Raw genomic sequence first — 25,646 nt, forward strand, 5'->3', positions numbered from 1 at the left:
CCGTAGTCACGACGCCTATTGTTATCACGCCAGTCATTATCCCGCCTATTATCATCCACTTCTACTCTAATGGTGCGGCGTGGACAGCGCCAATTTGCTCCACTAGTGCCAACATCAGTGCAACCTTGAGCTTGCATAGCATCCCGTGAGACATCTTCCGGCTTATAAAATCGCCAACGTCCTCTATCATCTTGCCCTGACTCAGCTCTGAGTCTGCGTGTATCGCGCCCGTAGCCACGACGATTTTGAGATATTACCAAGGGAGTAGAGGTGGATTTAATTTCTTGCGCGAAGACCGATGATTGCTCTGTATTAATAGGAACCGCAGTCAAAATAGTACTACAAGTTACAAAAGTCATTAACTGAGTTAACCGACTTAATTTAGCAAAATCAGGCATCTTTTTTCTCCGTATGCAAAGTGTATATTTATCAGTAATCTCCATGAGTAGGAGACAGGAGTTATTAACTTAGCTGTTTTAAGGACGTGAGTAGATAGATACAATGTTGCTTGTCTGGAATTCGATTTATGCTAAATTCACATTACAAAAATTGTCCAAAACTCCCAAATGTTATGAAGACTAAGAAGCGATCGCTTAGAAGCTGAAGATATGGCGATCGCTAGTCTGGAAGAATATATGCAATACTTCATCACTTTTGTGCTAACTAAGATTGGTACAAGATGTCAATTTACGACGGAAATAGCTTTACCAATGGATACCCCTCTACCACAAGGAAGAGGGGTTGAGTTGAGGGGTGGGGTATTTTTATGATGGGCAATTAGAACCGTTGGAAATAACTTGATTTGCCAATCATGTGAATCGGAAGTGAAAAATCCCGCACTTCCCAATCTCCAACTCCCCAGATAACAGCGATGAAAATCGCTTCCACCTATATCCTCACACATAAAACTCATCCCAATAAATCAAAATTAGGAGTTGAAGCGCGAATACTTTGGTAAGATTTCTACAATCTGTTTAAGTACCTCTCAAAGGTCTTCAAGACACTGTTGTAGAAGAGTAGTCTTATCCAGTTAAACCAATTTGTGCTTGCTTTATTTAGGTAGAGTCAATGCTAGATGTAGTAATTAGAGGGGGAAAGGGTAAAGATTAAGGGGAAAAGGAAGAGTCAATTTTTTTAACCCTTCCCCCTTGCTCTCTTAACAGACTTTTTGCAGAAGTCTATTGAGTTACATCACTAGCATGATAATTAGGGATTTTGTGCTAATGAAGGCTAGCCACTCTGCATATACATGGATCGCGTCAGGCAAAAACAGCTATTAATAAGCATTAGGAGTAAGAATTGTTTACCCAATCAAGCGCTATAAGATGGTGGTAGTGTGTGCTGAATGTGAAGTATATGCTGAAGGGATAGCCGATGAGTAACTCTCATTTTGCTCTACCAAGCAATATCTGTATCTTGTGGTTGGCGTCAAATTCGTTAATTTGAATAAAACTTCCACGTAAACACACACTGATGCAGTTTCATTTGCTTGAATAGCTATATTGATAGGACATTGATACAACGGAAATTCACAATTCCTGATTATGGCAAGTAAACTCATTGATGTTAGGGAATATACTGTCAGGGCGCACAAAAGACAGATTCACACTCGTGTTTTCAACTTTGTCTGTAAAGAGTGTAATGAAGCTACAAAGCGCGAAACTTTTGGGCCGCGACCTTTATATTGTGAGACGTGTCGCCCTCCCCAAGCGCCTAAAAAATCACAACCAACAGCTCACAAGGCTAAACCTAGACCAATGTCTTATAAAAGTGACACCGATTTAAATTGATTAAAGCCTTATGACACCAAAAGGACAATTAGAACCACCTCCAGGCACATTTCTGTCTCCATTGTTGGAATTAAGAGACTACTATGCTCGCCTCACAGAAGAGTACGAACGCTTATTCGTGCAAGCGCGATCGCAACTCGACCATGTAGAAGCGTTGTTGTCTAACTGGTCTTTTTCAAATGCCAATAACCAGACATCTAGACTTGCGGCGATTGATGAGACTTCCAAATCTTCCCAAGAAAGCTCGCTACTATTTCTATCATCACGTGATGATACTTCTCAAATCAACTTAGTCGAGTCTATACACTCGGAACGTAAAGACTCAGACAACTTTGAGATCGAAACCTCCTCTACTGTTGACGATACAGAAGAAAGTCAACCGCCAAGTACATCACCAGTCATAGAGACAGCTTCAGAAAGTAACGATAGCTCAACGAAGGTATCGGAAGTTCCGATGCTACCTCAGTATGCAGATCTGTCTCGGATGGAAGCGATCAAACTGCTCTTGCAAGAATATATTGGGACTGTGTGTCATATAGATTTCATCGTACGATCGCTTTACGGTGAATTAGAGTCTAATCTATTCAAAGTAGTCAAAGGTAGAGTCCAATCTTCCCTTACCCAAGGAAGAGAAAGAAATGCCTGGGTAGCTGTTCCCGAAGAACCGGGTTGTTACACTCTGGATTTAAGCTTGATAATTCCAAGTAATGGCAATGGTTCTGCTAGGAGTATCAAACACAAAAAGAAGAAATCTTTTGTACCCCCAAAGACAAAAGTAGTAACGATGCTCAGAGCATTTGAGGGTCAATTTTTGATTGACGCTATCACCTCTCTCCTCGAACAAAATCCAGGCAAAGTTTTCAGCGTTGCGGAAGTAATCGCAGGAATTTATGGAGAACTAGATTCTGAGGAAATTAGAGAGATCAAAAATAAAGTGCTGAATGAATTATCTAGAGGTCATCGGACAGGTAGATTCTCTAGGGTTCCTGACCAAATTGGCTTTTACACTTGGGACTTCAATCTGGTATCCAAGGGAGGCTCACGTTGAAATATTTCTAGACATGCCTCCTAAAACTTACTCGGATGAGAAGGTGCTTCTTGTTTTTAGATAAACGCAAATACTGCTGCAATAGCTACTCTACCTTACGGAAAAGCCTGCGGCAGACAGGATGCAAAAATCACGCCTCTACATCCAATTTTGAGAAGGGGTTGTTTAGTAAAACCCTAAATTCCATATAAGATACTTCCCACCCATAGGAAGTATCTTATATGGGATAATCCTCCAACTTCCTAAAAGTCAAAAACTTTAGCGATATTTTTTGAGTACATGGGACTAACTCTAATCCAAGGCAACTTTAGAGTCATCAAAGCTGCACCCGACGGCGATTCGATCCGCTTCTATCCCAACAACCCCAAGTTGTGGGAGAAATTACCAACACGAGTTACACCTAACCGCGCCGGAGGCGTACAACTACGCTTAGATAGCATCGATACCTTGGAAACACACTTCCAGGCTAGAGGAGGTATAGGTATGCAGCACCAACCGCTGGAATTTGCTCATAGTGCAGCCAGCGAGTTACTGAAATTCGTGGGCTTTAAAAAGATTACCCGTAATGATAATGAAGTAGTCACTGCGGCAGAACCAGAACAAGTGCCTGGTTTTATACTTACCAGATTTGCAGACATCTATGGCAGAGCTATAGCTTTTGCCTTCAAAGGTAATTCAGATGAAGCTGATGGTAGTAGCATCTATTTAGATAAATCGTTACTCAAAAAAAGTGCCAACTATCATCTTTTAGCTAAAGGGTTCGCTTATCCTACCTTTTACTCGAAGTTATATCCTGACATTCGCCAGGAATTGGCTAGTGTCACCGAAAAAGTTCGTAAGGAAAATAAAGGTTTGTGGGCAGAAGACAAGACTAAAAAGGGTTTCATCTTAGAAGAATTAGAAACCATTACTGAGAGGGTTGTCATTCTACCAAAACTATTTCGTAGGCTCCTTGGCTACCTTGCAATTAATGATGGCAGTGTAGCTCTAGACGGATTTTCAAATTACCTTGAGTCACTCAACGATCGCTTAGTAATTCTCCCAGAAGGTCATATTACTGGATTCGACTTTGTGGTTAAAGTTGAGGGTCAGAATATCAAGTTAACTACTCAGCCTGAAGATTTGATTTTCCTAGAAAAATAAATTTTTAGAGACTCTGAAGATGAGCAACCTGTAAATTCTATTTAAAGATTTTATGAAATCTAGTGTTTATACTAGATTTTTTTGATAGATAGAGTAATTTCACTGTAGTGCAAAAAAGTATTCACATTGATTGAGTACCTACCTGCATGAGCTAAATCTTAGGGATTCAGTTCATTTACTTGGGAGCGTTACAGCTGTGTCTAAAAAAAATATTTTCAACAAAATTACTACAGCTTTAGCCACTAGTGCCACCATTTCTCTGGCGATCACAATAGAATTACCTAAAGCCAGAGCATTTTCCCTGATTCAGGAAGATTTATTTTTTGGACGCAATATTGCTGGAGATGGAGAGGTATCCGAGAGCGAGTTTCAGACGTTTGTTGACGATGTAATTACCCCTCGTTTCCCAGCCGGGTTAACTATTCTTAATAGCAATGGGCAATTTCTGGATAGTACAGGAAGACTCATCGAAGAATCTACCAAAGTTGTTACTCTCTTCCGAGAAAACACTTCAGCAAACGAAGTTTCTATTAGCGAGATTGTCAAGACTTACCGCAAGCAGTTCAACCAAGAAAGTGTTTTGCAAGTAGCAAACAAAGACGATCTCACGGTTAGCTTCGGTTCAGGTGAGGATTTATTTAATAACAGTTCAGTTCCAAAATTCATTCAAACGGAATTATTTTTTGGGCGTAACATTCCGGGAGGTGGCGAAGTATCTCAAAGCCAGTTTCAGGCATTTGTTGATAGTGTGATTACCCCTCGTTTTCCAGCCGGCTTAACAACTTTTGATGGCAATGGGCAATTTCTAAACAGCACTGGAACCACTATAGAAGAACCCTCGAAGGTTGTCACCCTACTTTTAGAAGACGGCTTGAGCAATGAAACCGCAGTTAACGAAATTGTAGCGGCGTATCGCCAACAATTTAATCAAGAAAGTGTTTTGGTTGCAGCCAATCAAGATGTAAAAGTTAGCTTCGGCTTAGGAGATGACCTAATTGACAACAGTTCAGTTCCAGAATTAATCCAAGCAGATTTATTTTTTGGGCGCAACATTCCGGGAGGTGGAGAAGTATCCGAAAACGAGTTTCAAACGTTTGTTGATATTGTGATTACCCCTCGTTTCCCAGCCGGCTTAACAATTTTCGATGCCAATGGGCAATTCCTGAACAGCACTGGAACCCTTATTGAAGAACCCTCAAAGGTTATTAGCTTTATCTTTGAAGATACTCTGGATAACGAAAATTCTATTAATCAAATTATTGGAACGTACCTTCAACAGTTTAATCAAGAAAGTGTGCTGACAGTTGTTGATGAAGATATCCGTGTGCGTTTTGTCGAGTCTGAACCTGTTCCAGAACCTTCTTCTGTTGCTGGAGTGCTTCTATTTAGCACTTCTATAATCGCTTTGAGACTAAAAAAGAAACGTCAGAAGCAACATTCTTCAATTCAGTGAGTAAGAGAATACCAAAAAGTAAATGGTAGTAAGTAGCTAGGCGTAAATAAATTAAAGTTTGTAGTGAGTTAGCGCGGTCTTCTCTACGAGAGGCTGCGCCAAGGGGGTTTCCCCCATGAGCGACTAACGATAGCGTAGCGTTAGCGACGTAGGAGCGTCACCCGTTCGCGCAGCGTCTCCGTTAGGAGAAGGGTAAGGACTTTAGTCCTGATCATCCTTGTTTTGAGCGATGAATCGCTCACTACGAACTAATTTTTTTTTATATTTAATTATATTTACCTAGCGCGTCTATCCTTTGGTAAAATTTAATCATTCATCGGCAAACAAAGATTCTAAATCTCGATAACCACTCGTAACACGAGTAATACTAATTCCAGATTCTCTGGGATAGTAAAATACGATATAATCATCCACAGCAAAACCGCGTAAATTTGGTACAAGCCTTCCATAACTTTTTCCCATATTGGGAAAACTAGCTACTAATTTACACTTTTGGCGAATGTCGTCAAAAAGCTTACTAGCTGCTTTTGGGTTGCTGCGGGCAATATATTCACAAATTTCATCTAAATCTTGAATTGCTGCATCTGAAAATGAATAATTACTCATTCAGATGACTCCTCAGCAATTAGACGAATTTTTTCTTGGAATCTGGCAAATACAACTTCGCCATCAGTTACTTGCCCCTTAGCAATTTGTTCAGTTCCTACAGCAATTTTTTGCCGTAATTCTTCAATTCGCTGTTCTCTTTCTTGTAGCAGCTTAAAAGCTTCATTTATGACATCATCTGCACTAGCGAATCTACCACTTGCAAGCTGTACTTGAATAAATTGCTCTAGTTCTGGTTTAATTTTGATGTACATATTTTCTATCTGTAGATAATTAATACTCTTACCCAAGTTTTAGCAACATCGCCACATTCTCAAAAATTCTTGCCTCTAACTCCTGAACAGCCTTTGGATCGCGTGGCTTGAGTTCAGTTACAGCCAAGCCTTGAGTATGAGCATTGGGAAAAGATTTTCTATCAAGATGCAAAAACGCAAAGATTTGTTTTGCGTCTTTGCGTGAGATAATTAGCTGCCCTTGGGTACAGTATCTCCAGGCCCAGCTGTAACAATCACCAGATTCTCCGGTCTAATTAAATCCTGGATTGCCTGCTGCATTTGAGTCATACTCACTGCTTGAATGCGCTTGGGAAACTCTTGGATTTCTGCTCGTGACAGTCCCAAGACAGCATTATCCAAAATGATACTAGATACATTACTAGGATTAGCTAAATCCACGGGGTAGCTGTTGCTAATTGAGCGTTTTGCTGTGTTCAATTCCGCCTCAGTTACTCCTTGCTCACGCAACTGTTTGAGTAAAGCCAGGGTGCTGGCGATCGCTTGAGGGGCATCTCCTGGAGCAGTCTGCATTTGAATTAAGAACGGGCCGGGATTGATTCCTGCTGCAAATCCACTGTAGATCCCATAGGTCAGACCTTGGCGATCGCGTACCTCCGTACCCAAGCGGCTAGACAAGGTATCGCCACCCAAAATCTGATTCAGTACTAGTGCTGCATAAAAACGCGGATCTTTCCGAGAAATGCCGTTATAGCCAATGTAAGTAACGGCCTCTGTCTTACCGGGAATCACTTTGTTTAAACGTGTCAAAGTTTGCGGTAATGGTACTGTGGGTATGTTGAGAACAGGTGGCTTACCTGTAGCTTGCCATTTACCGAACTCCTGATTTAGCAACGCTTTTACCTTAACTGGATCAAAATCTCCCACTAAGGCGATCGTTGTGGTGTCGGGTCGATAGTGTTCCTGATAGAAACGGAGCAAATCATCACGAGTAATGCTCTTTAAACTCTCGACTGTAGGAAAGCTGTAGAACGGATGACTTTCTGGGTAAATAGCTTGCTGGAATACTCTTCGTCCCAGTCCACTGGGGTCATCTAACTGGACTTTGAGACTGGTTAATGCTCGCTGACGACTCAGTTCCAATTGATCGGCTGGTAAAGTAGCATTTCTGACTACATCACCCAGGGTTTGAATCAATATTGGCAGGTTCGTCGAAAGTCCCTGACCGCTAATGCTGACTCCTTCGCGGCTAGAACTGAAATCTAGACTAGATCCCCGGTCTTCTAGGGTTTTCGCTAGGGTGAGAGCATTCTTAGTCTGCGTTCCATTCATTAAGTTGTTAGCAGTCAGATTTGCTAATCCGGCTTTTTGATTGCCGTCAAATTCACTACCAGCGTCAATTTGTCCGCTGAGGTTAATTGTAGGAACGCTTTTATCTGGTAGTAACAGAACTCGTAAGCCATTGGCCAGAGTGAACTGTTCAGGTAATGATTTTTTATTGGAATCTGTAGCTGATGTGGCGGGTGGTAGGTATTTTGCCAGTTCTGCTGGGTCTACAGGCTTACCAGGGCTGAAGTTTTCCACAGTCCGACCAGAACCAACATTAGAAGTCCCTGGTTTACCATCTGGTTGGGTTGGCTCAAAAAAGCCGATGGTTTGTTTCGCTGAATTCAGATAAGTTTTTGCAACTCGTTGTATCTGTGCTGGTGTTACCTTGGCGATCGCAGCTAAATACTGTTCAATAAAACGATAGTCTCCAGTGACAGTTTGGTTATACCCCAGTTGACTTGCCTGACTGGTGATGTCTTGATTACCCAATATAAATGAGGCTTGTAGTTGCGTCTTCGCCCGGTTTAATTCTTCTAAGGTTACTGGCTGTTGTTGGAATTTTGTTAAAGATTGCTGGAGTACCTGAGCAATTTTGGCTAACTCTTGACCTGGAGCCGCCGTAGCGTTAATTTCATACCACCCCGGTTCAATGAGTTCAGCAGCAGCACCACTCACTGAACTGGCGAGTCCAGATTCCACCAAAGCCTGGTAAAGCCTAGAACTACGTCCACCTGTAAGGATGGCATCCATCACATCGATCGCAGGTACATCGGGGTGCTTGATATCTGGTAGCGGATAAACGGTTTGCAACAGTGCTGCACTTCCGGGTTGCTTCAAAACTATAGGTGCTTTTTGAATAACAGGGGTAGGCGCAGTCACTGGAGTAGAGTTTTTAGCCGCAGCTGTTTTGCCTCGTTTTGGCAACTTCCCGTAAGTTTCTTTAACAACTTTGAGGACAGGTGTTGTGGCAAAATCCCCTGTAATTACCAAAGTGGCATTATCTGGACTGTAGTAGGTTTGGTAATAATTCTGTACCTGCTCCAGAGTGAATTTCTCTACATCAGCTTTTGTACCTCCCACAGGTAAACCATAGGCTCTATTGGGGAAAGCACTTCGCATCACTGCTTCACTCAGACGGATATTGGGAAAATTTTGATATCCTTGTAACTCTGAGATTACTACTCGCTTCTCACTTGTCAGCTGATCAGAGCCAATCAACGCGTTTTCCATACGATCAGCTTCTAAAGTCAGCAGTGCTTCGAGTTTATCTTTCTGTACTGTACCAAAGTAGGCTGTTTCGTCGTAGCTGGTAAAAGCATTGAATTGACTACCCAAAGCACTAAATAGCCGTCCAAACTGCACGGGACGGTCAGTAGTGCCTTTAAACATTAAATGCTCTAATTGGTGAGAGATGCCATTCATCCCGGCTCCTTCATTACGTGAGCCTACTTTATACCAAACTTGCACACTCACCACCGGAGCGGTATGGACTTCCTTAATTAGCACCGTTAAGCCGTTGTCCAATACTGTTTTCTGCACACCTTGGGTGAAGGAAGGAGCAGACACGGGTGCAACTGCTGTTGGCGTTGCAGCATTGGTGAAAGTGCCCGAAAGCGGTACAACACTTAGGAGAAGACTGAGTAAAAGCCCGATAAGCATATATAAGCGTAGCTTCATAAGCAATGCGAAATTCAATTTGATGAAACTCAATTAAAGAAGAAATGCAAAACCCTCATTTTTAATTTGGTATCTGGCTAAGCAAGTACTTAGAGCAAAGGCTCAGAAGTAGCTCAGCAACTTATTGCCACAGGTTTTCTCACCTATTAATTTATTAGTTTAATGAGCGATCGCCTTTGTAAACTGGTAATTATTTAATAGTAAATTATGTTTCAAATTCCCATCAGGCTAGAAAAATTGCAGACATTCTCAATTACTGATAACGAAAATCTCACGCAAAGACGCCAAGCCGCTAATAAAAAACTTTGTGCCCTACGTCTTTGCGTGAAAAAATCAATCACACTAGTCTAAACATTTACATCCAAAGTACGAATCAAAAAAGCCCACTTGTCTGCGGCTTCCTCGATAATTTTAGTTGTGGGTTTACCAGCACCATGTCCCGCTTTCGTCTCAATTCTAATTAGCACTGGTGCATCACCTGCTTGAGCGGCTTGCAAAGTTGCAGCAAATTTGAAACTATGAGCAGGGACAACGCGATCGTCATGATCGGCTGTGGTAATCAAGGTTGCTGGGTAAGCTTGATCTGGCTTAATGTTGTGCAGTGGCGAATAGGCATAAAGCGTTTTAAACTCTTCTGGATCATCCGGCGAACCATATTCAGAAGTCCAAGCCCAGCCGATGGTAAATTTGTGGAACCGCAACATATCCATCACACCTACTGCTGGCAAAGCTGCACCAAACAAATCGGGACGCTGCGTCATACAAGCACCTACTAGTAAGCCGCCATTACTACCACCCGCGATCGCTAGTTTTGCAGGTTTTGTATACTTATTGGCAATCAGCCATTCAGCTGCGGTAATAAAGTCATCAAAGACATTCTGCTTTTTCTCTTTCATTCCTGCTTGATGCCATTCCTCGCCGTACTCGCCACCACCGCGGATATTAGGCATAGCATGGATACCACCCATCTCCATCCACACCAAAAGACTCACAGAAAAACCAGGTGTCATTGAAGCATTAAAACCGCCATAAGCATAGAGATATGTGGGATTATTTCCATCCAATTGAATGCTTTTTTTATGGGTGATAAACATTGGCACTCTGGTATTATCTTTGCTGTGATAAAAGACTTGTTTTGTTTCGTAGTCATCAGGATTAAAATCTACATTTGGCTGACGGAAAACCTCACTTTTTCCTGTCACCATGTTGTAGCGATAGATAATTCCTGGTATAGTAAAGCTGGTAAAACTATAAAAAGTCTCAGTATCATTACGCTTACCACCAAAACCACCTGCCGAGCCAATTCCAGGCAATTCGACCTCACGGATAAATGCACCTTTGAGGTCAAAAACTTTGATTTGAGTATAAGCATCCTGAAGATAATCAGCAACAAATTGGTTATTAAGTATGCCAACACTTTCCAAAGTTTCTGCTGATTGAGGAATGATTTCTTGCCAATTTTCTGAAGCTGGGTTATTGCTATCAATAGCAATAACTCGTCCTCGTGGCGCATTTAAATCTGTGCGAAAATAGAAGACGCTATCATCATTATCGATAAAACTGTAATCTGCTTCAAATTGATTAACTAGTTCTATTACTTCAGCACTAGGATTAGTCAAATCTTTGTAGAAAACCAAATTTTTGGGGTCAGTTCCCAGCCAAACTGAGATAATTAGATAACGTCCATCTTCAGTAACATCTCCACTAAAACCCCATTCTTTCTGATCAGGACGATGATAAATTAGTACATCTTCTGATTGGGGTGTACCTAATTGATGATAATAGAGCTTTTGATAATAGTTAACATCTTCTAATTTGGTTTTTTTGTTCGGCTCATCGTAACGACTATAGAAAAAACCTTTGTGATCATGTGTCCACGATGCGCCGGAGAATTTAATCCAGTTCAATTGGTCTTGCAGGTCTTCACTAGTTTCAACATCGCGCACTTTCCACTCTTGCCAGTCAGAACCAGAGGTTGATAGACCGTATGCTAAAAGTTTACCATCTTCACTAATAGATAATCCCGCAAGGGCAACAGTGCCATCTTCTGAAAGTTTGTTGGGGTCGAGTAAAACCCTGGGTTCAGAATCAAGTGTTTCTAAGGTATAAAGAACACTTTGATTTTGCAGTCCGTCATTTTTGAAATAAAAGTAGCGATCGCCTTCTTTGAATGGGATACCATATTTTTCATAATCCCAAAGTTTGGTGAGACGCTGTTGAATTTTTTCCCTAGCAGTAATTTCGCTGAGGTAAGCAAAAGTAACTTTATTTTGTGCCTCAATCCAAGCCTTTGTTTCTTCAGAGTCAGGATCCTCTAACCAGCGGTAGGGATCTGAAACTAAAGTACCGTGGTAGTTATCAGCTTGGTTACTCTGGCGGCAGGATGGATAAGTTAGACGTTTTTTAGAGTAGGGCATAGTCTCAGGTCAAAAGTGCGCTTCACATACTATAAAGATAGACCCTATACTTGAGTTATATACTTGCCAAATCTGTGGGAAAAAGTTTCCTGTTGTTGAGTAGGTGAGAGTCTTGTATTCTGGATACAATGCCTTCTAGGAAACAAGCAGTATGGAAGAATATTTGCAAGCGAGTGAAGTTATTGACTGGCAGCATCCGACAATTCTAAAACTTGCGAAAAAGATTGCATCAAAACATCAAACATCAGAAGCGATCACAAAAGCTTGTTTCGAGTGGGTGCGTGATGAAATTTATCATAGCTATGACTATCAAATGAATCCTGTAACCTGTCGAGCTTCAGATGTACTCAAATACAAAACAGGATATTGTTTTGCAAAGAGCCATTTGTTAGCGGCACTACTCAGAGGAAATGGCATTCCAGCAGGCTTTTGTTATCAGAGATTGCGTTTTCATGATGATGGTGAGCTTTATAGCTTACATGGTTTCAATGCAGTATACTTACCCGAAATAGGTTGGTATCGTATTGATGCAAGGGGAAATCGTAAAGATGTTGACGCTCAATTTGTCCCTTCAAAAGAACAATTAGCCTTTAGGATTCAATTTCCCCAAGAAGCAGACTTTCAAAACATTTTGTGTGAGCCATTGCCAGTAGTTGTAGAGGCTTTACAAACTTCCAGTACATGGGATGATATGCTTCTTAAGCTTCCAGATATTCCCTTAGAATTATTAGAAAAACATGGTTTTGTTTTGAGAGTTGATATTAATGGACAGCAGAGTAATCAATTAGCGGTATAAGAGTAGGAGCGCTACAGATAAAGTTAACGTCAACTAACAAATACCTTAATTACTAAACATTACTAGTACTGTTAACTAGTTTCTCCCCTTTCAGCATCCGCGCCGCAGCTTCAAGTAAAGCTTCCTCTAGGTAAGGCTTAGTGAAGTAGCCACTAGCACCGAGTTGAACTGCCATTTGTCTGTGCTTGTCTGCACCCCGCGAGGTAAGCATAGCGATCGGTAGGTGGTTGAGGTTAGAGTCTTTCTGGATGCGAGAGAGTAACTCTAGACCATCGCAACGGGGCATCTCGATATCGCAAAACACTATATCACAAGGCAAACCGGAGCGGAGTTTATCCCAAGCTTCCTGTCCATCACGCGCCTGTTCTACGCGATAACCTGCCTTGTTAAACGTTAAGGAGAGCAATTCTCGGACTGTAATTGAGTCATCAACAATTAGCACAGTCGGGTCAATCTTCACAGCAGGTGGGTCTATAGGAGTAGCTTTCTGTTGCCAAGAACTGCCACCAGTTTGTGTAGAAATTCGTCCTTGGAAGATGTCAATGATTTCCAGCACGTCAGCAATGGGCATAATACGACCATCACCTAGGACTGTAGCACCAGCTACGCCAATTGGTTTAGGCGCTGGCCCTTCAAATTGCTTAATTACAATTTCTTGTTCGCTGAGCACCAGATCAATTTGTAGGGCAATTAGAGTACTGGCCGATCGCACCACGATCACAGAAACCATGTCATCATCTCGATTACCGCCATAGACATTACCACGGCTAATCTGGCGATTAAAGGTTAAAAGCTCCTTCAGGGGTCGGAATGGCAGTAGTGTATCACGCCAAGAAATAAACGATTCCCCATTGGCATTATGCTGAATATTTTTGAGTGGTATGTCTAGCGTATCTTCTACACCGTCCATAGGGAAGGCAATACGCGCTTTATCGGAAACGCAGCAAAGGGCTTTACAAATACTCAGAGTCAGTGGCAGACGGATGGTGAAGGTCGTTCCCTTACCGAGAGTGGAATCGGTGTTAACTGTCCCACGAATTTCGCTAATCTCAGAGCGAACTACATCCATTCCCACACCTCGACCAGAAATTTCATCTGCTTGGTCTTTGATTGTAAAACCAGATTGGAACAGCAGATCGTAGACTTCTAGGCGAGAGATGGTTTTTGCCTGAGCTTCTGTAATCATACCAATCTTCACCGCCTTGGCCTTAACTCGTTCTGAATCGATACCTGCACCGTCATCGCCCACGGAAATGATGGTTTGGTTGCCTTGGTGAAAAGCACGAATTGTAATGATTCCTACGGGTGGTTTACCGATGGCTTGTCGCTCGTCTGGCGTTTCAATACCATGAGCGATCGCATTATTGAGCATGTGAGTTAGCGGATCGGTTAGATGATCCAAAATCATTTTGTCAATCAAGGTATCCCCACCTTCAATCACCAACTCCACTTGTTTGCCACACTTGATGGCGTTGTCGCGCACTCCTCGCCGCCAACGATCAATAGTTTGGGCAAAAGGTACCATCCGCGCTCTTGTTAATCCCTCTTGTAGTTGGGTAGTTACCTGGCGGAATTGTCGCGCTACTCGTTCGGTTTCCTCGGTAACAAAGTCAATATCACTAGCCGACTCACGCACCCGCACAATGCGCTCAATCATCTGTTGGGATAATGTATGGAAAGGAGTAAAGCGATCCATTTCTAGCTCACTAAAACCTCTGTCCGAATTAGAGTCCTGGGATGGGATGCTAGAGTCTTGGGTTTTGCGACCGGCTAAAAGAGAGGCTTCCAGTAGCGATCGCTCATATAACTCCTGCATTCTCGCCCCTACATCTGAGAGTTGTTGCACCTGAATTAGCAAGTTATCTAGTGCCTGTCGCAGCCGTTCATGATCCTGCTCTAAGGTATTGCGATTTACCACCATCTCCCCAACTAAATTGCTCATATCATCCAGTTGCTTGACTGGAACCTTCATTGTTTCTTCAAATCTCGCAGCACGACGAGTAGAGGGGCGTGGAGTTTTTCCTGTATTCGATTTTATAAGTGATGAGTGAGATATCGTTTGATCCGCTTCTGCCAATAACTTTTCCAAATCACCAAATTCATCCTCTATGCGCGGTGATGAAACGGTGTTGACAGGCGGTATCAAGGCTGGTTGAGTTCTGAAGGACTGCTGATAGTTAGATATGGCTGCTGTCTCAGCGTTGTTTTCACCTAGCAATGCTTCCAAGGCAGCAAAATCTACTTCTGGTATGGAGGTAGCATTGGGGCTGGGTGCTACTTCCTCTCCTAGTAATGCTTCCAAGTCGGCAAATTCATCTAGGACAGGGCTGTCATTTTCTAGAGCAGCTACTTCAACTGATGTCACCTCCAATTCTTCAGTTGAGGTAACAATAATATTCTCTGCCTCATTTACTAATGCAAGTTCATTTGTCTCTTCTAAATCCCATACATGCTCAGACAAATCTACTTCTAGATTTTCATCAGTTTCTAGATTTGACTCATCTAAGCCTGCTATTATCGGTTCTTGAATAACTGTTTGTGCAAAATCATTGACGGCTTGCAAGTTAATGTTTGCCGTGTTTTCTAAATTCTCGACTAATTCTTCTTGATTCGCAGCTTCTATAAAAGATAAATCATTCTCTGTATTATCTGTAGTCTCTATTTGAATATAAGTGAGGTTAGCTATATCCTCAGACAGCAGTTGTGAATTTTCATCTGTGTTGTCATCGGGAGCATTGAACAAATCGCTTGGCTGTGTCTGGGGTGATGCTAAGTCTGAAATTTCTCCAAAACTTATATCTTCTAAAGAAGTTTCTGTAGGCAATAAATCATTTTCTATATTGTCTGTAGTCTCAATTTGAATATAAGTAAGGTCAGCTACATCCTCAGACAGCAGTTGTGAATTTTCATCTGTGTTGTCATCAAAAGTATCAAAACCAATTTCTAGATCAGCAAATGTTTTAGCATCTACAGATGATATATCTATGGACTGATTGGTAAATTCTGGTATAAAATCTAAAGCTTCTGGTTCTTGCGATAAGCTGCGAATCTCTCTGGGAGTTACTGACTCTCTATGACTCGCTAACTCTACGCTATCCATGTTTTCAAGTGCGGAGCGCTGTACGCTGTCTTCTGTTGTAAGAGAAGCTAAGTTGTTTGGCGCTAAATCCTCAAATAAATTATCTTCAGCATCTAAAGAAAACAGCATATCTTGCTGCTGGCGCTGCTGGAAAGTGATATCAAAATCTTCTATATCAAAGCTAGCTGATATGGATTGCTGACTGTCGGCAAAAATGTCATCAGCAGCCGCAGCAAACAAACTCTCCTCTAATGCCCTTGCTACGTCTTGCTCAACTACAGAATCGAATTCATGCTGTTGTTCTGATGTGTCCGGGTTCCAGAAGGTGCTCAAGTCATCCTCTGAGTAAGAAAGATCAGATGGTGTTATCGAAGGAGTATCAAATAGATCACTAAGTTCTAACTCACCCGTATATGGTAGTGTATATTCTTCTGTTTGAGTAAATAGATTTTCCAAAGACAAGCCTGACTGAGACAAGGTAGGTGATTCTATATAGTCATTAGGGGTAATTTCCTCTACCCAATCTGCATGTCCCGTTTCTAAAAATAATTCATCAAAACTATTTTGTTGGTTAGTGGATAGTTCTATGCTGGCGATCGTCTCAGCCACGGGTTGATTTACTTCGCTTGCAAGCAGTGGTTCATCATTTAGTGCTTGTAACAATAAATCTTCAACCACATCATTTTCGTTGGCAATATTTTGAGTCTCCGCAGGCAATTGCTCTGAGTCGCCAGAACTTTCCGTAAATTCTTGTAAAATATCTAAAGAGGAAGCATCTAAATTTATATTAGAAGTTGCAATATTGCTAAACTCTACGGTCGTAGCAGGTGTTTGTTGATTTTGTGGTTCTTGATTCTCCTTGTCTAGGAAGTTGTCACCAAATAATAAGGATAAGTCTTCTGTTTCAGTTGTGATTGTTAGATGCTGCTCGTTGCTTGGGTCTTCATCAAACGAGAGTAAATCGGATAAATCGCTATCAGCATCCTCATTCTCAATGTCATTGTGACTGAAGTCAATTCCTAATTTATCGGTAGCAACAATCTCTAAAATTTCCTCTTGTTGCCAGGTTTCATCTAGATCGGGAGTTTCGCCTTCAAACAAATCGGCAAGCGTATTTAATTCAGCTATGCCTACCTCTGGCCCATTGGGGTCAATATTACTATTGAGCGGATGTATCTCATCTTCATGATCAGACAAGGAGTTAATAGAAAGATTAGGCTGAGTAGCAACGTTTTCTGATGTTGCTTGTAATTCAACAGAGGTATGTTCTTCTAAGGCGTTGGCATAGCCATCGCCTGTATCCTCATCGAGGTTAAGTTGCTCTGTTAGCTCAGATAGGCTAGTTATGCTGTCTTGTAGTGGTAAATTAACTGTAGGTGGCACTAACTGCTCGGCGTTATCAGTAGTATCGAGTGTGTTAGCAAATAGAATTGGCTCTGGCGTAATTGATACTTCTGTCAAAACCGCAGACTGTTCATCAACCAAATCAGGGATAATTTCTAGCAACTCAATTTCTGCAAAGCTTAAAAGTACTTCTAGTTGCTGACTAATTACAATTTCGGCTTCCCTACCTTGTAGCACTAATTCCTGAGCTTGCTTGATTTCAGTAATGACGATTTTAGCCAAAGTCAGATAAGTGTTTTCCGAATTGCCGATCGCACTAGCCGCTGCTTGACACAAACCACACCAATTGGACAAATTCTGGGCTGCGCCGAGTCTAACTAACTGATGACAGCATTGCTGAAGATTTTGCCGTGTTTCGGGTGTTGTTGTTTGCTTAAACAATTGCAACATTTCCCGTAGTGTTTGTAGCACATGGGCTTGAAACTCGCCCCAACTATCAGTTGCTTTTGCTGCTACTGGTGATCGCGCCGATTTGCCATATCCGCTAGCGTCTGGCTGCGCCAACGTTTTTTCCCTTGAAGACCCGGCGAACGACGAACTCACCTCTTGAGATGCTACCGAGAAGGATATTTCTGTAGATTCCTTCCGGGCGTCTTCTGGCAAACTCGGAATATCTCGCCGCAGAAAAAGTTCTGTGAGTGTGGTGAGATTATCTGTGGAAGCTGAATGTCTTTCCGGTGCAGTAGTACTATTTGCTACATTATTACCTTGCTCTACGAGTAATTCCAAATGCTGATTTAGCCATTGAAAGACCGGCTCGGTTTCTGACATGAGAGTATTAGCCGCATCTTCAGACAGACCAAACGGGCCACTCAAATGCTCTAAAAGCACTTTGAGAGTATCAGACACACCGAGAAATAAAGACTCTAGCTTTTCGTCAACCTTAACTGGATGCTCTTTAAGAACTTTGAAACAATCTTCTAGACGGTGGGAGGTGTGCTGGATACTAGTCAGACCAAGCATCGCCGCTCCTCCTTTGATGGAGTGAGCTGCCCGGAAGACTTCGTTAATCATTTCCGGGTCGTTCAGGGTACTCTCAAGATTCAGCAACCCCTGCTCAATTGTATTCAGGTGGTCTCTGGCTTCTTCAATAAAGTAACCCAAAATCCGCTGTTGTTGTTCCGGCAGCATAGTTTTTTAGTCAAGAGTCAAGGGTCAAGAGTTAACAGTCAAGGGTCAATAATTTGGACTTTGGACTATTGATTAATTACCTAGTTTCCATAGTTTCCACCCGGAAACGTTCAACGGAGGCAATCAAGTCGCGGGATACACCTACTAAGTTTTGTAAAGCACCAGAAACTCTTTGTGCTTCTTGGGAAGTTTCTTGGGCGGTGAGTTCCACTGATTGCATTACGTGAGCAACGGCGCGGGAGGTTTCCGTTTGTTCCACAGTATCGGTGGTAATTGAGCGCACAAGAATGTCAATACGATTTGCTACTTGAATAATATTTTCTAGCGATCGCTTGGCTTCTTCTGCCAATTTTGTACCTTTAATTACCTGTTGTGTGCCTTCTTCCATCGCGGTCATTACGGAGCCTGTTTCGCTTTGGATTTGCATCACAATTTGTTCAATTTCTTTCAAGGATTTTGCAGATTTGTCTGCTAGCTGACGCACTTCATCCGCCACGATCGCAAACCCGCGTCCAGCTTCTCCTGCCCTTGCCGCCTCGATACTAGCATTGAGTGCCAGCAAGTTGGTTCTAGAGGCAATCTGGGAAATCAACGCCACAATTTTAGAAATTTCTTGGGAAGATTCCGCCAGTCTTTTAACTTTCCGGGTAGTTTCAGCGACAGTTTCCCGAATTTCCAAAATACCCGCTACGGTATTTTCTACTGCTTCCCCACCTTTAAGGGCAATAGTGCTAGCATCGCGGGCAACAGTTTCAGCTTCCCGCGCCGCCTCTGCTACCCGCTGAATCGAATCAGTCATTACCTGTACAGAATTAAGCGTGACTGCCAACTCTTCTGCTTGTCGCAAGGCATCACTAGATAAGGCTCTAGCAAAAGTTTCAGAATTGGTTGCACCTTTTGTTACTTCCTTGGCTGCCACTTTTACCTGTTGCACAATATCCCGCAGGTTTTGAATTGTCAGGTTAAAGGCGTCGGCGACTGCTCCTAGTACGTCGGCTGTCACCTCCGCTTGGACTGTTAAATCTCCTCTAGCAGCTCCTTCTACATCGTCCAATAGACGAATCACCTGACGTTGCAGGTTTTCTTTAGCTTCCTCTTGTTCATCAGCTTTACGTTGGGCTTCATTCGTGGTGGTGAAAATTACCCGCGCCATTTCATTAAAGCCAGCGGCTAGCTGCCCAAATTCATCTTCAGAATATACTGTGGCTTGAGCATTGAGATTTCCTTGGCGTACAGCATCAAACTGAGTTTGCAGATCGTGGGTTGTGCGCCGAATTTGCTTGAGTGTGAGAGTCCCCATGAAGCCCGCGGTAGCAAAACCTGCAATCCCGGCTGCTAGTGACATTGCCCAACCTGTGTTTCTGACTGATTCCCGTTGTTGCGCTGGAGAAAATGTCGTGGCTACAAAGCTGACTGTGGCTACAACCAGTGCCGATATGATACCCACACTCCCAGCGACTAACCACTGTTTCCTTTCGATAGGAGCATTTTCTAATGGTGCTAACAAACCCTGTTCGACCGTAACATTGGGTTCTATCTTCGAGGCATCTGTTTGAGTAAAAACTGGGACTGCTTCATGTGAACCAGTAATTGTGAACAGTTCTTCTTCGCGATCGCTAGCTGCATTATTTAAAGTAGGCTCCACAGTTTTACTGCGTAGGCTGCCATTGGTTTCTAACGCACCAGAATGCATCGCCACATCACCGAAGTTAGAATCTCCTCCTATCAGGTCAAATCCAGGAATATTCCCTAGATCGTCAAATTCTTCAAAGTCGTCTAAAAATTCTATATTGCTCTTAGAATTTTCTCTACTTGGTATACTGTTTGTATCTTCATCAGAGGTAAATTCCTCTGAACCGAAAGTAGACTCAAATGCTTCAATATCAAAACTTTCATCGTCATCAAAGTTATTTTGAGCTATGAGTTCACCCGATTTTACTTGCTTTTCTTCCTGGGCAAAATTGCTGTTAAAAGATGAGGATACCTCTGCTTGGTTCGGCTGCAATGCTTCCGAAACTCCGACTTCCTCCTGTTGCAACCAATTATTTGGTTCGGTTTTAGACAAATTATCTGGACTGCTATATTCTAAGTTATTTGCTACCATTGATCCATTTTTGAGTTCCCTTTCGATGATCAATAAAGTTTCATCCCCTAAACTACTTTTTTTAAATTCCAAATTCTCAATACTAGACTCTTGAGACTTGGACTCAATCAATAAATCAGGGAAATTTTTCTGGCTATTGCTAGTTTGTGGATTGGCTGAGGCAAAAGGTGAATAGTTATTGCTATTATTCTCAATTGCTAAATTTTCGTTAGTTAAATTTGCGCCAATTTCTGGAAAATTACTATTCTCTACTGGTTCTTCAAGGCTATCTTCTGAAATATTTTCTTGCCAGAAAGCAGGTAGCTCTAATTCTGCTTGCCCCTCCCAATTGCTGCCATTCAACTCTTGCTCCTCTAATTGTTGACTCAAGTCAAAAGGATCTTCAGCTTCACCAAAAGTTGTAGAGGAATCTGATGTGTTGCCAAATTCAATACTGTCTGTAGGTATATCAAATGGACTATCCAAGGATAACTCTTCCAGTGCATTCACACCTTGTTGATCCTCCGCAAAGGATTTTAAATCAAGGCTACTGCTATCAAACTCCTCACTAGTAGCCAAATCTGAAAATTCTTGTTCACTAGATAATAGAGAAAGAGAATCAGACATATCTACGGGATTGATTTGCTCTTGATCTGCGGATGTATCAATCTGGCTAACTAATAATTGTAGGTGTTGATTAATATTTTCAAGTCCATTATTGGCAAAGCCAATGATTTCTTGCTCGTCAGTCAAATACAACACCTGTTGATATTCTTCTCGTGCTACATCATACTCCTGCAAAACGTAGTAGATGTGACCTCGTAACAAACGAGAGTTAGGGTCATTTGGTAAACTTTGCACCACTTGGTCAACTAAAGTAGCGGCAACTTCATAGTTCCTCTGAACATAGGCTGTCATTGCCTGCTGATATGTTGGCTCGTAATCATCTATACTTGCTGCCATTTCCTCCTCCCAATTTCATCCTGCCCACCGCGCACTCCGCAAAATTGCCATTTGATCGAGTAGTCGTAGACACTGATTTTTTCTAGTATCTAATAACCACTCTCCGCGCAAAAAGGGAGCCATAGTATCTGGAATATTAGTTGGTGGCATGAGATGCTGTATATCCAGCCAGTCCATGCCACCAATTTCCTCGACTGCTAAACCCACTATTGTGTCTTGCTCTTCAATGGCAATCACCGGAATTTCAGCTCTATCTGTGTTTAATGCACTTGCTTCTCCAAGGAATTGGCCCAAATCAGCCACCCAAATAACTCGACCTCGTAAATTTAGAGTACCCAAAAGTAAAGGAGAAGCATTAGGAATCGGAGTGATTCTATCAGGACTTAGTTCAATTACCTCCCGGATGCCAGTTGCTTGTAGTGCAAACTCCTGATGCGAGGGAATGTAAAATCTCAAATGTAACTCACCTTCAGGACTTTCTACTTGTAATTCAGGACGAAAGTGGTCTTGACCACTACCACTTAAAAAGTCCGGTTTGCTGACCATATTGTTTTCATCCTTATCCTCGCAGCAGTTGTTTGACTGTTCCCACCAATTCGGTTGGTTGAAACGGTTTGGCTATATAAGCGTCTGCACCTTGTTTCATGCCCCAGTAGCGATCAAATTCTTCGCCTTTAGAAGAACACATCACTACAGGGACATTTTGGGTTTTCGGATCTGACTTTAACCGACGACAAACTTCGTAGCCGTTCATCCGGGGCATGACAATATCCAATACCACTAAATCGGGAGGTGCGCTTTGAATTGCCTCCAATGCTTCTAATCCATCACTGGCATGGGTGACTGTTAGGCCAGTTGCTTTCAGGAGGTCTGTAATCATCTCCCTTTGCGCGATACTGTCTTCCACAATCAGAACTGTACTCATAAGTGTCTATCTACCTCCTGATGTAGACGTTCCTATTTGGAACATTCCCTGATTCCCCCGCAATCATTTAGTGTATAAATTAATTTTATTTTTTCACTAATTTACTGAATATTGATGTTTCACCGGGTTTGCTGACTCTGTGATAACATTTTTTACCTCATCTTTTATTAAATCAACAAGTCTTAGATCTCGTTTATGCAGATACACAAGACTCTTTACTGATATATTTCTCTATGAGCATTAGTAACTCAGTGTCTGTAAATGGTTTTGTCAAATAATCTGTTGCCCCGACCATACTAGCCCTGACTCGATCAATAAATCCATCTTTACCAGTAAGCATGATAATTGGTACAAGCCGAAATACTGTTGAGTGTCGCAGCATGGCACAAATTTCGTACCCTTCCAATTGCGGCATCGTAATATCACACAAAATTAAATCCGGCTTGAGTTGAAAAACAAGACTGAGAGCCTCTAAGGGATTTGTCAGAGAGATTGCCTCATACCCTTGTGGTTGCAAGATAGACTCTATAGTTTCACCGATGGCGATCGCATCGTCAATACATACTATCCGCTTTCTATGATTTCCTTCCAATCTATCTTTTATGTAGTTTTCTTGCTTAGGTGTAACTGAATATACTAGTTGTAGCCAATTTTGTTGCACGTATGGATATATAGCCTTGGCAACTGTCAAAATGTCTCGGTTGAGATGACGAGCCAGTTGACGCAGGGATGTTTTACCATCTGCCCAATGCTGTAACTTGTTTAATGTTGCTGCGGGGAGTGAGGAGCGTAGTAGAACTTGGTCAGCCAACACTGGTAGTTGCTCAGGAGATTGAATATGTGGATATAGCTGCTTCCAATCTTGTACTTGCTTCGTAATTGTAGTAACTAGTGGAGCAATCTCCAAAGTGTTTAATTGTGGGGCAAGTGCTGTACCCTGATGGAAAATGAAATTACCTTGGTGCAAACTCAGCAGGTCAAAGAGGGTTTCATGCACCAGGCCGTGGATTATACTACCAGCTATCTTCGGTTGAATTATATTTCGTTCTAAGAGTGCCCAGAGATATGCATATTCTGGCGCGTTTGTTGATGATAGGCAGGCAAGTTGTATTTCTTCGAGCTGCATCTCAACTCGGTAATGATGTAAATAATCACTAATTCGGGATAAACGACTCTCGCCTTCTTGGCAATAGATAATTTTACCGTTGAGGAAAAAGACGAACCAAGACTGTTGTTTAGGGCGATATCCAAGAGATTCTCCATCTAGTTTGTCGTTATGGTGAGAGCTAGGGGCTTCTACCAATAGTTGTCCAGTTCGCTGTCCTAACTCAATCAATTGCAAGATACTGCAAATATCAATTTCATTTAAATTTCCCTGCATTTAGCTAAAAGGTACTCCTTGTAATACTGTTGACATTTTTATTAGTTATGCGCCTTAATTTTTCCATGTTTTAAGCAGGCGTATTAGGTATTGATTATGAGGTATTAGAAAGATTTTTCTCTAATTCCTTGCTTTGATCGGGAGATATATTAAGCTATAAACCTTAAACTTTCGTAATAACCTTTGACAAAGCTAGTGTTAACACGGAAGTCATCATCACTATCATCAGTACAAAATATAAAGGCGCGACCAAATCGCCCCTATAAATATCAAGACGTAATATCTCACGTATATAAGTAGTTTTGTCTGTCTTCCCTAAACTTAGGTTCAGTGAGACAAGTTAACAGAATTATCTAAGGTATATTCCAAAACACGAGTTTGAGTGCATCAATAAGGACTAAAGGTGTGCTGTATTTAGCAGAAGTACAAAAACAAAAAGGCGGCTTACTCGGTGGTGGTTCTAAAACTGAACTGAAACTGCTAGCTTGTCAGCGGACTGACCAAAATTGGAATACTGTGTCGGAAGAAGTAATTACAGCTGAAGACGCAAGCAAACTAAATGATGGCGCACTAGTGCTGGTTGAAATGAATCCGAATCGTCAAATACAACGGATTCAAGAAGCAGGGCGTCCGCTAGTGAATATTTTGCAGAATTTTTCTCGCCAGTTGGAAAAATTTAAGCTCAAGGAAGACGAGATTGACCAGTGGAAACAGTCGTTAACGTTTCAGGCGCAAGAGTTGAATCGCCGTGAAATGGACATGGAAGTACGCTCGGAACAACTGCAAGAACTGGAGGGTGAGTTGCAACGCCTGGAGGAGCAAAAACAGGTAGTTGACACATCCCGCGAGGAGATTGAACGTTTGCAAGCAGAAATTGAGCGTAACCGCCAGGAACTCGAAGGAGCTTGGGAGCATTTACGAGGTGAGCAGCGTCGTTTGGAGGAGCGTCAAGCGGATTTCCTACAGGGGACGGTCTTGGATGAGGAACAAAGTCGAGTGATGAGTGAGTTACTTGATCGCTTGTCTAGTCGCGTTGCTCCCACGGAAACTGTAAGGGAACATCTCCATCTAGCTTTTGAATTAGTTGAAAGGCAGCAAGCTACGCTTAATCCACATTGGCAACAACTGGAGCAGCAAAAAACTGTGGCTGCTGAACAGCAAGAGGAAGTGGAGCGCTTGTTGCAAACATTTAGTGATCGCCAAAACACATGGCAACAGGCACAAAATTCTTTAGCACAGCAAACAGCCCAGTTGCAAGTGGATACAGCAAATCTTACCAACAAGCAAGAGTGTAGTCGGATACTCAAGGAGCAGTTACGAAATCAGGAAGATTTATACCAGCAGATTCACTCCTTGGCTGCAACATCGGGTGATGTAGTTCTCGGTCAACAAGCTGATGTGGAAGCTTTGCAGAACATGGCTTTAGAAGAGCTGCAAAAGATAGTGCAAGACCTACAGTATAAGTTAGAAATAGACGCTAGCTTTGTTCATGATCAAGAACAAGAACTGACATATAAGCAAGAAACTATAGAAGAACTGCAAAATAAATTAAATAATGCGTCTGACCATGACCACATCAATTTAGAAATGGAACTGGCGGATGAAAAAGACCTCTATCAAATGTTAAACGAAACTTTAGTGGGACAACGCCGCAATATGCTACAGCGGCAGAAGTTTCTTAAGCAACACCAAGCTGTTCTGCTAAGACGGCAAGGACATACTGTTGCCAATGAAGAAGAGGGTAACAAAATTAATTTAGAACCGATTTTATTACAAGTTGAAACTCAGCGACAACAACATTCACAGGAAATACAAAAGCTGGAACGTGAGATTGAGCAGATGCGTAGTGGTGTTGAGCTAGCGCAGGGAATGATTGACAATCAAACCCACGATTTGGAGGAGAAGCGCCAGGAACTAAAAGCGATCGAGGAGAATCTACTGTCTCTGCGAACAGCAACCGCTCAATGCTGGAGTCGGGTAAATCTCTATCAAGAAGCACTACAACCAATTCAGGATTCCTTAGACGAATTACGGCATAAGCTGCAAGGAATTGGAGAATCTTTGGCTCAAATCCAAGAAACTGGTGATTATCAACTCCAGACGATCGCCCAGATGCGCCATACTCTACAGAGTTTAATGTCTCAACCAGAATTACTAGCGTCTTAAAAAGTTCTGGGGCTTTGGTGAG

17 protein-coding genes and 1 pseudogene are annotated in these 25,646 nt (G+C 42.1%); 7 read left to right on the forward strand and 11 right to left on the reverse strand.

The window, feature by feature from the left end:
* Window positions 1-398: pseudogene (locus HCR01_RS29405) on the reverse strand (hypothetical protein); the annotation flags it as partial.
* Between the two features lie 210 nt (window positions 399-608).
* Here HCR01_RS29405 and HCR01_RS29410 point away from each other — a divergent pair.
* The 5 genes from HCR01_RS29410 (at window position 609) to HCR01_RS29425 (ending at window position 5,434) form a co-directional block, all read left to right on the forward strand.
* The gene (locus HCR01_RS29410) at window positions 609-770 is read left to right on the forward strand and encodes a hypothetical protein (RefSeq protein ID WP_193199560.1); all 162 of its coding nucleotides are present in this window, start codon (window positions 609-611) and stop codon (window positions 768-770) included.
* A gap of 774 nt (window positions 771-1,544) precedes the next feature.
* The gene (locus HCR01_RS39165; RefSeq protein WP_162397317.1) at window positions 1,545-1,790 is read left to right on the forward strand and encodes a hypothetical protein; all 246 of its coding nucleotides are present in this window, start codon (window positions 1,545-1,547) and stop codon (window positions 1,788-1,790) included.
* A 10-nt stretch (window positions 1,791-1,800) separates the two neighbouring features.
* Window positions 1,801-2,838 carry a hypothetical protein gene (locus tag HCR01_RS29415; protein WP_193199561.1) on the forward strand — a complete coding sequence of 346 codons (1,038 nt, stop codon included), beginning with the start codon at window positions 1,801-1,803 and terminating at the stop codon, window positions 2,836-2,838.
* A 279-nt stretch (window positions 2,839-3,117) separates the two neighbouring features.
* Window positions 3,118-3,981 carry a nuclease gene (locus tag HCR01_RS29420; RefSeq protein ID WP_193199562.1) on the forward strand — a complete coding sequence of 288 codons (864 nt, stop codon included), beginning with the start codon at window positions 3,118-3,120 and terminating at the stop codon, window positions 3,979-3,981.
* Window positions 3,982-4,177: 196 nt separating this feature from the next.
* Window positions 4,178-5,434, forward strand: coding sequence for a DUF3574 domain-containing protein (locus HCR01_RS29425; protein ID WP_193199563.1), 1,257 nt, complete (start codon window positions 4,178-4,180; stop codon window positions 5,432-5,434).
* Window positions 5,435-5,743: 309 nt separating this feature from the next.
* Here the strand turns inward: HCR01_RS29425 and HCR01_RS29430 are convergent, their stop codons facing one another.
* The 5 genes from HCR01_RS29430 to HCR01_RS29450 form a co-directional block, all read right to left on the reverse strand.
* Complete coding sequence (locus HCR01_RS29430) at window positions 5,744-6,040, reverse strand: type II toxin-antitoxin system RelE/ParE family toxin (RefSeq protein WP_193199564.1); 297 nt, start codon at window positions 6,038-6,040, stop codon at window positions 5,744-5,746.
* Complete coding sequence (locus HCR01_RS29435) at window positions 6,037-6,294, reverse strand: type II toxin-antitoxin system ParD family antitoxin (RefSeq protein ID WP_193199565.1); 258 nt, start codon at window positions 6,292-6,294, stop codon at window positions 6,037-6,039. The genes HCR01_RS29430 and HCR01_RS29435 overlap by 4 nt, the downstream gene beginning before the upstream one ends.
* Before the next feature lie 28 nt (window positions 6,295-6,322).
* A complete protein-coding gene (locus tag HCR01_RS29440) occupies window positions 6,323-6,466 on the reverse strand; it encodes a hypothetical protein (protein ID WP_193199566.1) in 144 nt (47 codons plus the stop codon).
* Between the two features lie 38 nt (window positions 6,467-6,504).
* Window positions 6,505-9,279 carry a M16 family metallopeptidase gene (locus HCR01_RS29445; RefSeq protein ID WP_193199567.1) on the reverse strand — a complete coding sequence of 925 codons (2,775 nt, stop codon included), beginning with the start codon at window positions 9,277-9,279 and terminating at the stop codon, window positions 6,505-6,507.
* Between the two features lie 347 nt (window positions 9,280-9,626).
* On the reverse strand, window positions 9,627-11,696 hold the full coding sequence (locus HCR01_RS29450; protein WP_193199568.1) for a prolyl oligopeptidase family serine peptidase: 2,070 nt from the start codon (window positions 11,694-11,696) through the stop codon (window positions 9,627-9,629).
* Window positions 11,697-11,847: 151 nt separating this feature from the next.
* On the opposite strand from HCR01_RS29450, the gene HCR01_RS29455 reads away from it, so the two are divergent.
* A complete protein-coding gene (locus tag HCR01_RS29455) occupies window positions 11,848-12,492 on the forward strand; it encodes a transglutaminase-like domain-containing protein (RefSeq protein WP_193199569.1) in 645 nt (214 codons plus the stop codon).
* 52 nt (window positions 12,493-12,544) lie between these two features.
* On the opposite strand, the gene HCR01_RS29460 is transcribed toward HCR01_RS29455, so the two are convergent.
* The 5 genes from HCR01_RS29460 to HCR01_RS29480 form a co-directional block, all read right to left on the reverse strand.
* Window positions 12,545-18,106, reverse strand: coding sequence for a response regulator (locus tag HCR01_RS29460; protein ID WP_193199570.1), 5,562 nt, complete (start codon window positions 18,104-18,106; stop codon window positions 12,545-12,547).
* Between the two features lie 76 nt (window positions 18,107-18,182).
* Complete coding sequence (locus HCR01_RS29465; protein WP_193199571.1) at window positions 18,183-21,152, reverse strand: methyl-accepting chemotaxis protein; 2,970 nt, start codon at window positions 21,150-21,152, stop codon at window positions 18,183-18,185.
* Window positions 21,153-21,167: 15 nt separating this feature from the next.
* On the reverse strand, window positions 21,168-21,698 hold the full coding sequence (locus HCR01_RS29470; protein WP_191759836.1) for a chemotaxis protein CheW: 531 nt from the start codon (window positions 21,696-21,698) through the stop codon (window positions 21,168-21,170).
* A 13-nt stretch (window positions 21,699-21,711) separates the two neighbouring features.
* Complete coding sequence (locus HCR01_RS29475; protein ID WP_191759837.1) at window positions 21,712-22,077, reverse strand: response regulator transcription factor; 366 nt, start codon at window positions 22,075-22,077, stop codon at window positions 21,712-21,714.
* 193 nt (window positions 22,078-22,270) lie between these two features.
* On the reverse strand, window positions 22,271-23,458 hold the full coding sequence (locus HCR01_RS29480; RefSeq protein ID WP_193199572.1) for a response regulator: 1,188 nt from the start codon (window positions 23,456-23,458) through the stop codon (window positions 22,271-22,273).
* Between the two features lie 405 nt (window positions 23,459-23,863).
* On the opposite strand from HCR01_RS29480, the gene hmpF reads away from it, so the two are divergent.
* Complete coding sequence (gene hmpF / locus HCR01_RS29485) at window positions 23,864-25,624, forward strand: pilus motility taxis protein HmpF (RefSeq protein WP_193199573.1); 1,761 nt, start codon at window positions 23,864-23,866, stop codon at window positions 25,622-25,624.
* The last annotated feature ends 22 nt before the right edge of the window (window positions 25,625-25,646 follow it).

It is taken from the genome of Nostoc sp. MG11 (assembly GCF_014904695.1).
GTDB lineage: Bacteria > Cyanobacteriota > Cyanobacteriia > Cyanobacteriales > Nostocaceae > Komarekiella.

Excerpts from the sequence above, each read along its gene's own strand:
- HCR01_RS39165 (WP_162397317.1), top strand. The coding sequence starts at position 1,545 with ATGGCAAGTAAACTCATTGATGTTAGGGAATATACTGTCAGGGCGCAC.
- HCR01_RS29465 (WP_193199571.1), bottom strand. The coding sequence starts at position 21,152 with ATGGCAGCAAGTATAGATGATTACGAGCCAACATATCAGCAGGCAATG.
- HCR01_RS29450 (WP_193199568.1), bottom strand. The coding sequence starts at position 11,696 with ATGCCCTACTCTAAAAAACGTCTAACTTATCCATCCTGCCGCCAGAGT.
- HCR01_RS29435 (WP_193199565.1), bottom strand. The coding sequence starts at position 6,294 with ATGTACATCAAAATTAAACCAGAACTAGAGCAATTTATTCAAGTACAG.
- HCR01_RS29475 (WP_191759837.1), bottom strand. The coding sequence starts at position 22,077 with ATGAGTACAGTTCTGATTGTGGAAGACAGTATCGCGCAAAGGGAGATG.
- HCR01_RS29480 (WP_193199572.1), bottom strand. The coding sequence starts at position 23,458 with ATGCAGGGAAATTTAAATGAAATTGATATTTGCAGTATCTTGCAATTG.
- HCR01_RS29455 (WP_193199569.1), top strand. The coding sequence starts at position 11,848 with ATGGAAGAATATTTGCAAGCGAGTGAAGTTATTGACTGGCAGCATCCG.
- HCR01_RS29460 (WP_193199570.1), bottom strand. The coding sequence starts at position 18,106 with ATGCTGCCGGAACAACAACAGCGGATTTTGGGTTACTTTATTGAAGAA.
- HCR01_RS29415 (WP_193199561.1), top strand. The coding sequence starts at position 1,801 with ATGACACCAAAAGGACAATTAGAACCACCTCCAGGCACATTTCTGTCT.
- HCR01_RS29430 (WP_193199564.1), bottom strand. The coding sequence starts at position 6,040 with ATGAGTAATTATTCATTTTCAGATGCAGCAATTCAAGATTTAGATGAA.
- HCR01_RS29410 (WP_193199560.1), top strand. The coding sequence starts at position 609 with ATGGCGATCGCTAGTCTGGAAGAATATATGCAATACTTCATCACTTTT.
- HCR01_RS29420 (WP_193199562.1), top strand. The coding sequence starts at position 3,118 with ATGGGACTAACTCTAATCCAAGGCAACTTTAGAGTCATCAAAGCTGCA.
- HCR01_RS29470 (WP_191759836.1), bottom strand. The coding sequence starts at position 21,698 with ATGGTCAGCAAACCGGACTTTTTAAGTGGTAGTGGTCAAGACCACTTT.
- HCR01_RS29445 (WP_193199567.1), bottom strand. The coding sequence starts at position 9,279 with ATGAAGCTACGCTTATATATGCTTATCGGGCTTTTACTCAGTCTTCTC.